Source organism: Sporosarcina sp. USHLN248 (assembly GCF_037144575.1).
GTDB lineage: Bacteria > Bacillota > Bacilli > Bacillales_A > Planococcaceae > Sporosarcina > Sporosarcina contaminans.
Map to the genome: position 1 here is coordinate 1 of NZ_JBBCZC010000063.1, position 13774 is coordinate 13774.

Sequence of the window (13774 nt, forward strand, 5' to 3'; positions counted from 1 at the left end):
CGTGCGCCTGGAACGGAAAGCGACGGTTGTCAGGGGTTCCCCATTTATTCTCCAACCAGAAAGGGACTATCACAGAAAATCAGTTTTCACTGACTTTCTGGACAGCCCCGTGTTTTGTAGTTTTAATTGTTTTGCTTCATTAAGGTTTTCGTTACCTCTTTTTCACTCATATCATTTAAAAGACTCTGGAATTGTTGTTAAATCGATACCCCAGAAAAGCGGCAGCAAGAAATAGATCGATAGTGTCACCAATATAATGCCAATAATATTAAGCGCAAATCCAGCTTTCGCCATATCGGGAATGCGCAAATAGCCTGATCCGAAAACAACGGCGTTTGGCGGTGTTGCGACGGGCAGCATGAATGCACAAGAAGCAGCGACGCCTGCTGCAATCATAAGCGCATATGGGTGGAAACCTAATGCAACTGCCAATGACGCCATAATCGGGTACATCATAGAAGCTGTCGCAGTATTGGAAGTAATCTCGGTCAAGAACGTGACAAGTGTCGTTACGATAATGATAACAACCAAAATATGTACTCCGCTTAAGCTGGTCAGTTGAGACCCGATCCAAACTGATAATTCCGAGCTGACAAATCCTGCAGCAATAGCAAGACCACCACCAAATAGCAGCAAGATGCCCCAAGGCAATTTAACAGCGGTGTTCCAGTCCAATAGGTGATCGCCTTTTTTATTGACCGATGGAATGATAAATAAAATAATGGCAAAGACCATTGCAATAACCCCATCACTCAATCCATCAATGAATTTGGACAGCAGGAAAGTTCTTGTGATCCAAGATAAAGCCGCTAATACGAAAATAGCCATAACTAACTTCTCTTCAGTCGATGCTTTACCCAATTTATTTTTCTCCCCATCAATGACAGCACGGCCGCCTGGCAATGTTTTAATTTTTGATGGATAAGCAAATTTGACAAGGTAAAACCATGTGATGAATATGAAACTCCATGCAAGTGGCACGCCGAACATCATCCACTTTGCGAAAGATAGCTCGATGCCGTACATTTTATCAATTGCACCTGCAAGCAATGTATTTGGAGGTGTTCCGATTAAAGTCGCAATGCCTCCCAATGAAGCTGCATATGCGATTCCTAACATCAATGCCTTGCCAAAGCCAAAATTCTCTTTCGATGTATCGATTGAAGGGTTGTCTTTCAGTGCATCCGAAACTTGATAGATGATTGCAAGCCCAATCGGTACCATCATCATCGCAGTTGCTGTGTTGGAAATCCACATAGATAGAAAACCTGTAGCAACCATAAAGCCTAATACGATGCGGTCCATATTCGTTCCGATTGCAGAAATGATCGTCAATGCAATCCGACGATGCAAATTCCATTTTTCCATGGCGAGCGCAATCATAAAGCCCCCCATGAATAAAAAGATTGTTTCATCGCCATAAGCAGATGCTGTCGATTTCACTTCCATGCCGCCAGACAAAGGAAATAGCACTAATGGCAGCAATGAGGTTACAGGAATAGGAATCGCCTCAGTAATCCACCAAGTGGCAATCCATAAAGTGCTTGCTAATATCGCGAGTCCTTCCGGCGTAAGTCCTTCAGGTTTGAAAAATAATAAAGTGAGTAAAAATAATACCGGACCTAAAATAAGCCCAATGAGCTGAGCCGGCGAGTAGCTCCGTGGATCACGACCGCCTCCTGCATTTCCGACACCTACTTGTTGGCCGCCTCCGCCCCCAGAAGCCATTTCTGCCGTGTCAGGGTGAAAAAAGAATCGGAATAATCCTTTCACCTGATTGTGCATGTCCCATAATCGGTTCCATGTCGATGAGAACATGGCCAAACTCCCCCTTTGTTTGTTAAATTATTAAAATATTTAATGCATTATGAGTATACTATTCACTTGCGATTCAAGACTACAAAAAAACCGTTATCCTTTTATAGGCAACGGTTTATGTGTTCGTTTTTTAGATTGAAGCCTGTGTGCTTGTGTTCTTTTTCGGTTTGTTTCCTCTCATCGGTGTGGAAGTGAATGTTTCGAACTGCTTGGAAAGCTTCTGTCTAGCATCCTTGTTTCGCATAAGGTAGGCAGCTCCTAACCCCAATGCAGCTAACGCCATTTTCTTTTTCATGCTATAACCTCCTCGCATTCTATTTCATTGCTGTAAGAGTTGTTTTCCCAAATTAAGAGAGTGGTAAACAATATAAATTACTTATTCAAATGAGCAACAGGAAAAGCTGATGTGGCCTATTCCTTCCTATAAAAGGAAGGAATAGACCCCATACCCGTGAGAAAGTTTTATGAATGGAATGACTAATTTTTTGAGGTGAATGGCTCCGCGAGTGATTCAAATTGTTTCATCAGCTTGTTCCGTGCGTCTTTGCTTCGCATTAAATACGCCGCTCCGAGACCTAAAGCGGCAATCGCCATCTTCTTCATAAAACGTCACGCTCCTCACAGTTTTTTTGAATCAATGATAAGATGCCCTGAAAAGAGGTATTCATCCATACAATATTTTAGATGAGAATAATTGGACTGAATACGCATATTCAGTCAAAAGTCCGGGGCAAGCAGATCCACTTAATGCTATCATGTAAAGTACATAAAGAGATGGAGGCGCTTATCTATGCATCCAACGGAGTTTCAAAATGTAAAATTGTTAAAAGAAATTGCGGAGTTCATTAATGAAGAAACGGAAATAGAAGCGATGCTGTTAGGGGCACTTCGGAAGTTTTTAAAAGGAACCAATTTTGTTGCAGGCTGGATTTTTTTTATTGACGAAAACGGCAAGCATCAGTTAATGGTAAGTGAAAATTTACCAGAAGGGCTTAAGCAAAACGGATGTAGCCATTTGAAAAACGGAAGTTGCTGGTGTGTCTCCAGATATCGAGATCGGGAGTTGGAGAAGGCATCAAATATTATTGAGTGTAAACGGATCGAAAACATCCTTGCTGCAAGATCAGGTGATAATGGAGGAATTACACATCATGCAACGGTGCCGCTTCAATCAGGTCAAGAACGGTTTGGTGTAGTGAATGTTGCCTCTCCAAATACAGTCACTTATTCTGAAGGAGAGTTAGCGTTGCTCGAATCGCTTGCTTTTCAATTGGGTTCAGCAATCAAGCGCATTTTTTTAACAAAGCAAGAGCAGGAAATAGCACTTTTGCAAGAACGGAATCGTTTAGCGAAGGACTTGCATGATTCTGTTAACCAGTTGTTGTTTTCAGTCGCATTGACAGCGAGAGGTGGAGCAGAAATGGTCGCCCAAGCTGAAATAAAAGAGACGTTCAAGGAGATTCAGAACTTATCGCAGGAAGCGTTAAATGAGATGAGAGCTTTAATATGGCAGCTTCGTCCAGTTGGGTTAGAAAATGGGTTGCTTGAAGCAATTAAAGGATATGGAGAAATGTTAGGTTTATGTGTGCAATCCCATATTTCCGGGGTCCTTAATGTGCCTTCACATGTGGAAGAGGCATTGTTTCGCATTTCTCAGGAAGCATTGAATAATGTTCGTAAGCATTCCGGAGTCCATATGGCAGAACTATTCATGAATGTGTCGCAAACCGATGTGCTACTCGTTATAAAAGACGAGGGTCAAGGATTTATAATAGACCATAGCATTCAAATCCCTTCCATGGGCTTACAAAGCATGATTGATCGTGCGAAAAAAGCGGGAGGATCGGTTGAATGGGACAGTGAAATTGGAAGAGGAACGGAAATATTAATCCGAATACCATATTGAGAGGTGAACGGAATGATAAAGGTGCTAATTGTGGATGATCATCACGTCGTTCGTAGAGGGTTACTATTCTTCTTGAAAACACAAAAAGACATTCAAGTGATTGGTGAAGCAAAAAATGGAAAAGAAGCAATTGAACGAATTCGAAAACTGCAACCGGATATTGTACTGATGGATTTGATCATGCCTGAGATGGACGGGATTCAAGCAACGAAGCATATAAAAGAAAGCTATCCGCATATTGAGGTACTCATCTTAACGAGCTTTTCGGATCGAGATCACGTCATCCCGGCTATTGAAGCCGGTGCTGCAGGTTATCAACTAAAGGATATTGAGCCAGACGAGTTAGTTGCGTCCATTCGCCAAATTATGAGGGGAGAAAACACGATTCATCCACATGCAACCGCACAGCTTATGAAAATAAGGGAGCGGAAAGAAGAGCCACCGCATTTTTACAATCCGTTGACCCCACGTGAACAGGATGTCTTATCCGAGCTGACGAAAGGGAAAAGTAATCGGGAGATTGCAGCGTCATTATTCGTAACAGAAAAAACTGTAAAAACACATATATCCAATATTTTCTCAAAGCTATTAGTGCAAGATCGAACACAAGCAGCGCTTTATGCAGTGAAGCATGGCTTAACAGAACCGAGTGGCAATTAAATTGAAAAGAGCTTTCGATGGTGTGGGAATCGGAGGCTCTTTTTCTATTCCTTTTTGTCGTTTCAGTCATTTGAATGAAAAGAACTTACGACTTTGGAATGAAAAGCGAATGTAGAATTTCGATTATAGTCAAAGCAGACAAATCGTTTTTAAAAAGGGGCATATTGCTATGAATCGTCTATTACAAGATTCGCGGTTCCGTTTAATACTTGCCGCCAATATTGCATCATCAATCGGTTCAGGGATTACGATGATTGCGATTCCTTGGCTGCTCGTAACGAGTAACAACGGAGACGCAGTATTTGGTTACGTCACACTATGCATGACGTTGCTCAGTTTTATACTGACACCATTTGTCGGACATTTGGTTGACAGGGTGTCTAGAAAAAAGATTTTATTAGTGAGTCAAACGATAAGTTTACTTATGCTGATCGTATTTACTGTTTGGGGATTCGCTGGAGCGACCTATGAAGTGTGGCATTTTATGATGATTTACACAATTGGAAGCTTATATTACACATTTTTTTACCCGACGATGTTTGCTTTGAATCAGGAAATTTTTAGCAAGGAGCAATACAATTCCTTGAATGGGACGATGGAAATCCAAGGTCAGCTATCGAGCATGATCGCCGGCGGAGTAGCGAGTGTATTGATAACAAAATGGGACTTGCATTATATTTTGCTATTGGATGCATGTACATACATAGCGGCCATCTATTTTTACTTGAAGCTGCCTTATAAAAGAAAGATTGCTCAAAAGAACGGGCAAACAGCGAAAAAGAATGGTGTTGAAGGCATTAAATATCTGTGGAAGAGACCCGTTTTATTCATCTTTCTGCTTGTTTCGACGATGCCATTCATCGGCGTAATGCTGACAAATTATTTATTTCCAGTCTATGTAAAGGACGTCTTAAAAGCTTCGGGTAGTGTTTATGCGCTCGAAAATATGATTTATGCAATGGGTGCGATTGTTGCGGGGGCAATCATACCAATCGTTGCTAAGAAAATAGGCAATGAAAAAACGATTATTGTAAGTGTTGTGTTGTATACAATCGTAATATCACTCATTATTCATGTGAACCTTCCAGTCTATTTAGCGATTATGTTCTTCATTGCAATCGGAAATAGCGGGGTGAGAGTTGCCAGGAACTCCTTTCTTATGGAGTGGATTCCAAATGATATTATCGGAAGAGTGGATGGTGTATTCCGCAGCATTGGATTATTGATAAGAGTTGTTCTTCTTGCGATTTTCACAGGTATGGTATCGTCTGGATTCCTACTACTTTGCTTCATATCCCTTAGTGGGCTGCTATTTGTTTCATCCATTGCAGTGTTCCTTACTTGGAAATAAGGGTTTGAAAAGGATCAAGTAGAGGTGGAAAGCGATTTGTTCGCAACGAATAAATCGATGTCATGATAGTAGATCTAAACGCTCAAAGAGTGATGGAAACAGTAATCATAGTCCATCCTGCTTTGAGTGTTTTTTAAATTTGTAAAATAAATTACGTTTTAGAGTAATTTATAGTTGCTCTTTTTTGTAAATTAAATTACTATATAGAGTAATAGGAGGTGTGTGATTTGGAAAGTGAGAATTTACGGTTAAATGTTTCATTGCTCAGAAGGCGAGTACCCAACTTGACGAGTGCTGCAAAAGCTGTCGGTTTACGTCCGGCAACAGTATCTAATCTTTGCACAGGAAAAATTTCAGTAGGCAAGTCGGAAGTGAGAACGCTTGTAGCATTGGCGGATTTAGCGGGGTGTAGTTTGGATGAATTGATTATTAGAGGGGAGAAAATCGAAATGATCGAAACGAAAATCAAAACGTTGGATCTGTTCGCACCACTAGCAAAAGGCGGCACTGTTGGTTTGGTGGCACGGAAGCAAATGGGGCAGCTTGTCGTGTTGAGTGAATTGTTTTATCGATTAAAATCTCAAGGGCTTACAACAATTCTGTTAATGCCGGAAGGGGAATTCCCTGAGCTGCAGGATGTATTGAAAAATGTGGAAGTAAAGACATATTCTATCGATGAAACGTATGAAAAAATCGCCGCATTAGGGGTAGAAAAAGAAATCGCATTCGCTGCTGATAGAAGTCATGTCATCTCTGGAGAAATTTATGAACTGCAAGAGCGCCTTCAACAAACTGGAGTCGATACTGTTACAACATTCTTATTAGATTTGACGGGAGATGTAATGGATGAAGACCTTCCGTACGGACCGCTTGAAACATTATGGCAGTTCGATGCAGATCTATCGGCGCGCCATAACTACCCGGCTGTTGACCCGATCAGTTCAACTTCTTCTGTCCTTGAAGGTGCGCACATGGATCAAAACCATTTCTTCATTCAACAAAGAGCCCAAAAATTGCTCCGTCGCTACCGAGAATTGCGCTCGTTAGTAAATGTAAATGGTGAAGAAAAACTGCCGGCTGCAGAACTGCAAACTTTCAAACGCGGGGAACGTTTGGAAGCTTACTTAACCCAGCCGTTCTATGTAGCTGAAGAATTCACAGGGCAAAAAGGGGAAGCGGTTACTTTACAAGAAACCTTGAAAGACGTGCAAGCAATATTGGATGGGTCATTCGATAAAGAAGACGTTGATCAATTGCGTTATATCGGAAAGATATGAAATGGTGTGAGCGATAAGGAAGTGGCATTGCTGTCACTTCTTTTTTCTTTGAAAATACAAGCTGTTTATGCGCCGTTCTATAGGTGTTATGCGTTTTTTGAATGAATTATGGGTTGTTGGCTGTCGTTATGCATCGAATTGAAATGATTATGTGTTTTTATATGAATTTATGCGTGTTTAAAGTGAATGATCAAATGGGTTGGGAGTATCAGAGGAGGGACGTAGTGGCAATTGTAGAATACTTTGAACGCAAATTTCGTTTTACACATGTAGAAGTATGGGATGTGCGTGTGAAGGGGCAGATTTATCGGCTCGTCTTAAAGGATGAAAAAAGAAAAACGACATTCGATGACTTACGCTATCCACCTAACTTTAAAAAAGATCCTGACGACTTAAGGGATAATTTCGTCAAAGTCGATGTATATTCGGAAAAACTGATTTTGGAAGCTACTATTAAAACATGTCTATCTGAATTTGCAGAGCAATGCACCGACCATATAGCACTTGCTCATTGCAATATAGTAGTAGAGTTTTATGTATTTCCTAATTTAGATGAAGTTGAATTGCTATTGAATGAACGATATGGGATTGACATTAATGCAATTCCTTTACGAAGGTTACAGCATTTAAATCAAGGGGATTATTAAGCTTATTTAAAGTTTATTGAACATTTGCTCAGTAAGATATAGAATAGTAGGAAACTTGAAGAAGTGGCGGACCTGTCACTTCTTTTTGCATGAATGGGGGAGGATGAATATGGAGGTTTGTCGGAACGTTGCAGAACAGATGAGCAGCTATAACCAACCTTGGGGAATAGCAGGTGGATGGGCAGTTGATCTATTTGTAGGACGGAAAACACGGGGGCATGAAGATATCGAGATTGCTGTATTTCGTGACGATCAACACATACTGAAGAACTTTTTGGATGGCTGGACATTCGAAAAAGTAGTTTCAGGTGAACTCAGGCCATTGGGGGAGGAATTTTTACAATTGCCGATCCATGAAATACAAGCTGTCCATGAGAGAAGCGGAAATCGTCTTGAAATCTTATTAAATGAAGTGGAAAATGGCCAATGGATTTTTCGAAGAGAACAATCGATTTCATTTCCTCAGCAACAGCTATTCAAAGTCACTTCAGAAGGAATCCCATATTTACATCCCGCAATCGTTTTATTGTACAAAGCAAAGATGTCCCGGCAAAAGGATGATGCGGATTTTTTTGCTGTAAAAGATTTATTGGAAAAAGCTGATCGGAAATTCTTGCAGAAATCTCTGGAGGTCCACGTTCCGGGGCATCGGTGGATTGGTGAACTATGAAAAGAGTTATGGTGATCGGTGTTTTCGGGAGTCGGAAAATCGACATTTGCACGGAAATTAGGTGAACGGAATGGCATTGGAGTAACACATTTGGATGCAATCTATTGGAAGCCGGGTTGGGTTGAGGCGCCAACTGATGAATTCAGAGGAGCACAGCAAGAAAATGTGCAACGTGAAAAATGGATTATCGAAGGAAATTATAGCTCCTCAATTGATATTCGGGAGCCGCTTGCCGACACTGTCATCTATTTGGAGCTGCCGCTTTACGTTTGTCTATATCGAGTAGTGAAGAGGCGGATCCAATTTCACGGGAAGACACGAAACGACATCGGAAAAGACTGCCCCGAAAAAATCGACTGGACATTTGTAAAATTCATCCTTACAACATATAAACGCCGCAAAAAGACGATGTTCCATCGACTACAGCACTATGCAAATGAAGGAAAAACCGTCCATGTTTTGCGAAACGAAAAGCAAATCGCGGGGTTTTTGAATCAATGCACGCTCAAAAGGAATAGAAGATAGCCCCGTAAATGTTGCATCCGCCATTTATGGGGTATTTTTAAAGCATGGTTGGAATGTGTGCTAATCGCTTGAACTAACAGAGGGATCGCTTGAAATTGTGCGTAGTTCGCTCGTACTGCAATTCGTACTGCTCGAAAAAATGCCGTCCGAATTGAAATTCTCTCCGCCCGAAAGAGAGTGTCGTCCGCTCGAAAGCATGTATCCATCGCTCAAACGATCATCTGCTTCGCAAGAATTACACGAGACTCAGCCTAATCATCCGAAATGCTATAAGTAAGCCATCTGGAATTTTACTAATGTCCAGATGGTTTTTAATTTTTATGAGAGAATAAAGCAATCTATTTCGTTGTATAGAGTGTAAAAGCTTTTACAAAAAGTAGGGAGACTTGTCAATGAAGGTGAATGAGAGGAATTTCATACTGCGACTGCAGAAACAGAAAGAGGATGCGCTCGATTATATTATTGATCGGTATTTGTCGTTGGTGAAAGGAATTGCGTATAACGTTCTTGGCCCATTACAAGATGAAGGGGCAGTGGATGAATGCGTAAATGATATTTTTCTATCGATATGGGAGAATGCAGGGAAATTCAATGGAGATTCATCCGACTTTAGAAAGTGGTTATGCGCAATAGCGAAATATCGCTCGATTGATTATTACCGAAAAGTAACGAAGCGAAAGGAATTTTCCACGGAAGAGATGGTTGACCAATCGGTAAATTCCGTAGAAGAGGCTTTTATTCAAATGGAAGATCAAGAGGAATTGATTGCGCTTATTAATCAATTAGAGCCGGTAGACCGTGAGATTTTTATTTTAAAATTCTTTTTAGGCTATAAAACAGAGGACGTTTCCGAAAAGTTGGGGCTAAGCAGAACGGCTATCGACAATCGGGTTTATCGCGGAAAAAAGAAATTAACACAGAAGGCGATGAAGCTAAAGTCTGGAGGGTATGTGCTATGAAAGACAGAGATTTGTATGAGTTGTTCAATGAGATAGAGATAGATGAAAAGGAGTTTAAGGAAGTTGAAGTGACAGATATCGATCGGGCGAAGGTGAAAAAGGCTGTAAAAGCGTCTGTTTATAAAAAAAGAAAAATGAACTGGAAAACAAAAGCGGCGTCTGCTGTAGCCGTATGCGTATTGTCTGTTGGCATGTTAGGGGCAGCTTTTCCTGCAACAGCTGGCAATATACCGATTATCGGCGATATTTTCCGATTTGTGGACAACGGCGGAACATTTGATAATTATAAAGAATATTCAAGTGCTCTTAATCTAACCGAAGAAAGCAATGGCATTCAGATAACAATTAACGATGCAATTTATGATGGTAAAACGGTTTCGGTCACGTACACAATGAAAAGTGAACAAGACCTTGGTGAACAACCAAGTTTAGGAGGATTTTTGGATATAAAAGGAACAAGTGGGATAGCGGGAAGTAGTGCCATTACAAAAGTAGGAGAGCATGAATATGTCGGTTTGATTACTGCAAGCAAAATAGATGGTGCGGATATGGATCAAGCAAAGGTGAATTGGAACATCGGAAACATTACAATCGACAGTCACGATTATATTAAAGGAAAATGGAAATTCGCCTTCTCTTTGGATGCAGCCGAGCAGCTTGTCCAGCAAGTTGGTAAAAATACTGCGCGTAATGGCGTAGAGGTCGCAATCGACAAGCTATCGATCTCGCCGATGTCATTTGTTGTCTATTTTAACCAGATCGTTTCCAAGGAAGTGACCGACAAATGGCATCGCGCCGATGTCGATATCGAAATTAAAGATGATCTTGGCAATGAATACCCTGGTGTGCATAACGGCGGAAAAGGGGATGGACAAAACAATTTTAGTTGGAGTAAAACATTTAAAAAATTGGATCCTAATGCAACTAAGCTAGTTATAACGCCACATGTTTCATTGTATGAATATACTTCGGAAAATTTCGGAGGGGTAGAAATCGATGAGAATGGAAATGAAACTGAAATCAGCATTCCAACGAAAGAAGGAAAAGGCCGAGAAGAATTCACGTTAGATGAAATCGTAATTGAATTGGAAAAATAATATATAAAGAACCGTGGCATAGACTGCGGTTCTTTTCTTTTTCACACAAGAGCCGTATGTGTTGAGGGCTTGAGTTGTACTTGTAAATGAAGCGCTACGCATGTAACTGAGTCAGTTGCGCCAGTAAAAGGTATTATCGCGACAATAAGTGATTTGAAATCACCAGTAAATCGTTACCTTTCGCCAATAAATGAGTATCGTCAACCAATAAATCGTTAGAAAGCGACAGTAAGCGATCAACATTCGCCAATAACGAGCTGGTAAACGCCAGAAAATGATCAATCTTCGACAGTAAACATTTCGTAAGCAATTTGTAAACATCAACATACATAGTAAATCTAACAGACGCACTTGTAATTTGGCAATGGCATCAGTATAAAAATATGACCCACTTCAGTAACCGCTGAATTCTCTGAAGTAACGTAAAGTATTTATATAAAATGTCCATATACCACTAAACCATCATTTCATCCTCGTATGAACTACTTGCACATACAACTCTATTTCAAAACAAAGCGATTTTCCCTCAAATATCCACTATTCCAATGAAACTTCTTTCGACACCGCCCGTAATTAAACGTATAATTAGTAAAAGATCAGCGGAATTAAAAAAGGATGTGGGGAATTGACGAAAAAGCTTTGGTTTCAAGTTGGCGTTGGCATTTTGCTCGCCATTCTGATCATCAAATATTTCATGGAAATCAGCTTCATTTTCGCACCAGTCGGCATCATTATTAAGGCGATCATCTTGCCGCTCCTATTAGGTGGGGTACTTTATTACATAACAGAGCCGTTGCAGCGATTTTTGGAGAAGCGAAATGTTCCAAGATGGGGAAGCATACTTATCATTTTGGTAGGTCTTATTTTGCTCTTTTATTTATTCCTGTCGATTGTCGGACCGCCTGTTACGAGACAAGTAAATAATCTTGTAGAAAATGCTCCAACATTGACTCGTGAGTTGAATGAAGTAAAAGACATGCTGCTGCAAGAGAAGGATAACCTTCCAGATGAACTTCAAAAGTCCATCACTAGTGCGGCGGATTCATTGCAGTCCATCGCAGTTAAGTTTGGAAAATGGATTGTCCAATTTTTGCAATCGTTTTTCCAAGCGATGTTCTTATTAGTATTAGTTCCGTTCTTCTTCATTTTCATGTTGAAGGATCACGAAAAATTTGCGCCGATCATTTATAACTTATTCAGCGGGGAAAGCCGTGAATGGGTTAAAAAAACATTAGGCGATATCGATCATGTGCTACGCTCTTATATCCAAGGTCAATTCCTAATCAGTGCTATTTTGGCGACAATGATCTTCATTGGCTATATGCTCTTAGGCTTGCAATACTCTTTATTGTTAGCGATTTTCGCCCTCTTCATGAACCTTGTACCTTTCATAGGTCCGTGGATTGCCGTTACACCAGCTTTGATTATTGCCTACCTCCAAGACCCTAAGTTAGTCATCGGAGTCGCAATCGTTACTCTGGTTGCCCAACAAACAGACAGCAATCTCATCACGCCGAACGTCATGGGGAAAACGCTCGACATTCACCCGCTTACCGTTATCACGATCATCTTAGCTGCGGGGAACATCGCCGGTTTCATCGGTATCATCGTTGGCGTGCCTGTTTACGCAGTTGGAAAAGTAATTGTACGGAATATTTATGAGAGAAGGAAAGAGATTCGCCGAGCTGCTACGAAAAGTGTGTAGAGGGCAGAGGGAAAGAAAACGCCAAGCCCCTGAATTATTTAGGGCATTTCTCGCAAGACCGTGTCAGTAAAATCATTTTTAAATATTGAGGTCTCTCGTTCATATACATGAATTTTTGAGAGGCCTCTTTTTCTGTTTTTATCAGTTTTGCTTCCCGATAAATTTGTCTTTTTTAAAGAGTTTTAACAATGTAATTTGAGCTTTCTTATTGACGAAAATAAATAAAAAATTATCTCGAATTAAATCCAAGGTATATTCACGTTTGAAGCAGAATGACTAAGCCACACGCTGGGCAAGTTAGATACAGACTATATATGACAAAGGATTTTTACTCTGTGCTTCAAGCAAGACGTTCGTATTATGGAATTAATAAAGAGGTTCAAGTATCGGATGAAAAAATTAAAGAGATTGTAGAATTTGCAGTAAAATATACTCCGTCTGCTTTTAATTCTCAAAATGCACGCGTCGTTGTATTGTCTGGCGAAGCACATAATAAATTATGGGACATTACAGCTGAGACATTACGAAATGTAGTCGGCGACGGAGATTTCTCAGGAACCCAGCAAAAAATAGATTCCTTTAAAGCAGGTTATGGAACCGTATTATTCTTTCAAGATGAGGCTGTCGTTCAATCACTTCAAGAACAATTTGCTCTATATGCTGAAAATTTCCCAATTTGGTCAAATCAAGCATCAGGTATGCACCAATTAGTTGTATGGGTTGCACTAGAAGCAGAGGGATTAGGAGCTTCATTACAACATTACAATCCACTAATTGATGATGAAGTGAAAAAAGAATGGAATATCCCTAATAATTGGAAACTGATTGCACAAATGCCTTTTGGAAATCCAACCGAAACACCAGGCGAAAAAGAATTCCAACCACTTGAAGATCGAGTGAAATTTTATAAATAATTAATGATTGTAAAAGAATTTCTAACCAGTAACTGTACAAAATTAATAGGAGATGACATCTATGAGATTTCAAGACAAAGTTGTAATCGTAACAGGTTTCGAATAAAAGAGCAGCTAATTAAACTCAATTAGCTGCTCAGACTGTAGACAAAGTATTTTTTCACTTTGTCTACAGTCTTTTAAAGGTTTTTAGTTATGGGATAAGTGTTTGCCCAGCTTGGCTTGAAAACGCTTGCCAGACAAGG

At 40.3% G+C, this 13774-nt stretch carries 14 protein-coding genes; 11 read left to right on the forward strand and 3 right to left on the reverse strand.

Going from position 1 to position 13774, the window contains the following annotated elements:
* Positions 1-171 precede the first annotated feature (171 nt).
* The 3 genes from WFH04_RS17080 to WFH04_RS17090 all read right to left on the reverse strand — a co-directional run bounded on the left by WFH04_RS17080 (position 172) and on the right by WFH04_RS17090 (position 2421).
* Positions 172-1818: an SLC13 family permease gene (locus WFH04_RS17080; RefSeq protein WP_336825350.1), complete on the reverse strand. Its 1647-nt coding sequence runs from the start codon at positions 1816-1818 to the stop codon at positions 172-174.
* A 130-nt stretch (positions 1819-1948) separates the two neighbouring features.
* Complete coding sequence (locus tag WFH04_RS17085; RefSeq protein ID WP_336825352.1) at positions 1949-2113, reverse strand: hypothetical protein; 165 nt, start codon at positions 2111-2113, stop codon at positions 1949-1951.
* Between the two features lie 182 nt (positions 2114-2295).
* On the reverse strand, positions 2296-2421 hold the full coding sequence (locus tag WFH04_RS17090) for a hypothetical protein (RefSeq protein WP_336825354.1): 126 nt from the start codon (positions 2419-2421) through the stop codon (positions 2296-2298).
* Positions 2422-2608: 187 nt separating this feature from the next.
* Between WFH04_RS17090 and WFH04_RS17095 the strand changes: the two genes are divergently transcribed.
* The 11 genes from WFH04_RS17095 to WFH04_RS17145 all read left to right on the forward strand — a co-directional run bounded on the left by WFH04_RS17095 (position 2609) and on the right by WFH04_RS17145 (position 13529).
* Positions 2609-3724, forward strand: coding sequence for a GAF domain-containing sensor histidine kinase (locus WFH04_RS17095; protein ID WP_336825356.1), 1116 nt, complete (start codon positions 2609-2611; stop codon positions 3722-3724).
* Between the two features lie 12 nt (positions 3725-3736).
* Positions 3737-4384, forward strand: coding sequence for a response regulator transcription factor (locus WFH04_RS17100; RefSeq protein WP_336825358.1), 648 nt, complete (start codon positions 3737-3739; stop codon positions 4382-4384).
* A gap of 169 nt (positions 4385-4553) precedes the next feature.
* The gene (locus WFH04_RS17105) at positions 4554-5735 is read left to right on the forward strand and encodes an MFS transporter (RefSeq protein WP_336825360.1); all 1182 of its coding nucleotides are present in this window, start codon (positions 4554-4556) and stop codon (positions 5733-5735) included.
* A gap of 227 nt (positions 5736-5962) precedes the next feature.
* Positions 5963-7012, forward strand: coding sequence for an ATP synthase beta subunit C-terminal domain-containing protein (locus WFH04_RS17110; RefSeq protein ID WP_336825362.1), 1050 nt, complete (start codon positions 5963-5965; stop codon positions 7010-7012).
* Positions 7013-7236: 224 nt separating this feature from the next.
* On the forward strand, positions 7237-7659 hold the full coding sequence (locus tag WFH04_RS17115) for a hypothetical protein (RefSeq protein WP_336825364.1): 423 nt from the start codon (positions 7237-7239) through the stop codon (positions 7657-7659).
* Between the two features lie 109 nt (positions 7660-7768).
* Complete coding sequence (locus tag WFH04_RS17120) at positions 7769-8329, forward strand: nucleotidyltransferase domain-containing protein (protein ID WP_336825366.1); 561 nt, start codon at positions 7769-7771, stop codon at positions 8327-8329.
* A gap of 18 nt (positions 8330-8347) precedes the next feature.
* Entirely contained in the window at positions 8348-8854 is a 507-nt protein-coding gene (locus tag WFH04_RS17125; protein WP_336825368.1) for a P-loop NTPase family protein, read from the forward strand.
* Between the two features lie 392 nt (positions 8855-9246).
* The gene (locus WFH04_RS17130) at positions 9247-9813 is read left to right on the forward strand and encodes a sigma-70 family RNA polymerase sigma factor (RefSeq protein ID WP_336825370.1); all 567 of its coding nucleotides are present in this window, start codon (positions 9247-9249) and stop codon (positions 9811-9813) included.
* A complete protein-coding gene (locus WFH04_RS17135; protein ID WP_336825372.1) occupies positions 9810-10910 on the forward strand; it encodes a DUF4179 domain-containing protein in 1101 nt (366 codons plus the stop codon). Before WFH04_RS17130 ends, WFH04_RS17135 begins: the two co-directional genes overlap by 4 nt.
* Before the next feature lie 625 nt (positions 10911-11535).
* Complete coding sequence (locus WFH04_RS17140) at positions 11536-12615, forward strand: AI-2E family transporter (RefSeq protein ID WP_336825374.1); 1080 nt, start codon at positions 11536-11538, stop codon at positions 12613-12615.
* A 314-nt stretch (positions 12616-12929) separates the two neighbouring features.
* On the forward strand, positions 12930-13529 hold the full coding sequence (locus tag WFH04_RS17145) for a nitroreductase family protein (RefSeq protein ID WP_336825376.1): 600 nt from the start codon (positions 12930-12932) through the stop codon (positions 13527-13529).
* The last annotated feature ends 245 nt before the right edge of the window (positions 13530-13774 follow it).

Bases quoted from the DNA above. Each gene is read 5' to 3' on its own strand.
- WFH04_RS17080 (WP_336825350.1), bottom strand. From the start codon at position 1,818: ATGTTCTCATCGACATGGAACCGATTATGGGACATGCACAATCAGGTG.
- WFH04_RS17085 (WP_336825352.1), bottom strand. From the start codon at position 2,113: ATGAAAAAGAAAATGGCGTTAGCTGCATTGGGGTTAGGAGCTGCCTAC.
- WFH04_RS17090 (WP_336825354.1), bottom strand. From the start codon at position 2,421: ATGAAGAAGATGGCGATTGCCGCTTTAGGTCTCGGAGCGGCGTATTTA.
- WFH04_RS17095 (WP_336825356.1), top strand. From the start codon at position 2,609: ATGCATCCAACGGAGTTTCAAAATGTAAAATTGTTAAAAGAAATTGCG.
- WFH04_RS17100 (WP_336825358.1), top strand. From the start codon at position 3,737: ATGATAAAGGTGCTAATTGTGGATGATCATCACGTCGTTCGTAGAGGG.
- WFH04_RS17105 (WP_336825360.1), top strand. From the start codon at position 4,554: ATGAATCGTCTATTACAAGATTCGCGGTTCCGTTTAATACTTGCCGCC.
- WFH04_RS17120 (WP_336825366.1), top strand. From the start codon at position 7,769: ATGGAGGTTTGTCGGAACGTTGCAGAACAGATGAGCAGCTATAACCAA.
- WFH04_RS17130 (WP_336825370.1), top strand. From the start codon at position 9,247: ATGAAGGTGAATGAGAGGAATTTCATACTGCGACTGCAGAAACAGAAA.
- WFH04_RS17135 (WP_336825372.1), top strand. From the start codon at position 9,810: ATGAAAGACAGAGATTTGTATGAGTTGTTCAATGAGATAGAGATAGAT.
- WFH04_RS17145 (WP_336825376.1), top strand. From the start codon at position 12,930: ATGACAAAGGATTTTTACTCTGTGCTTCAAGCAAGACGTTCGTATTAT.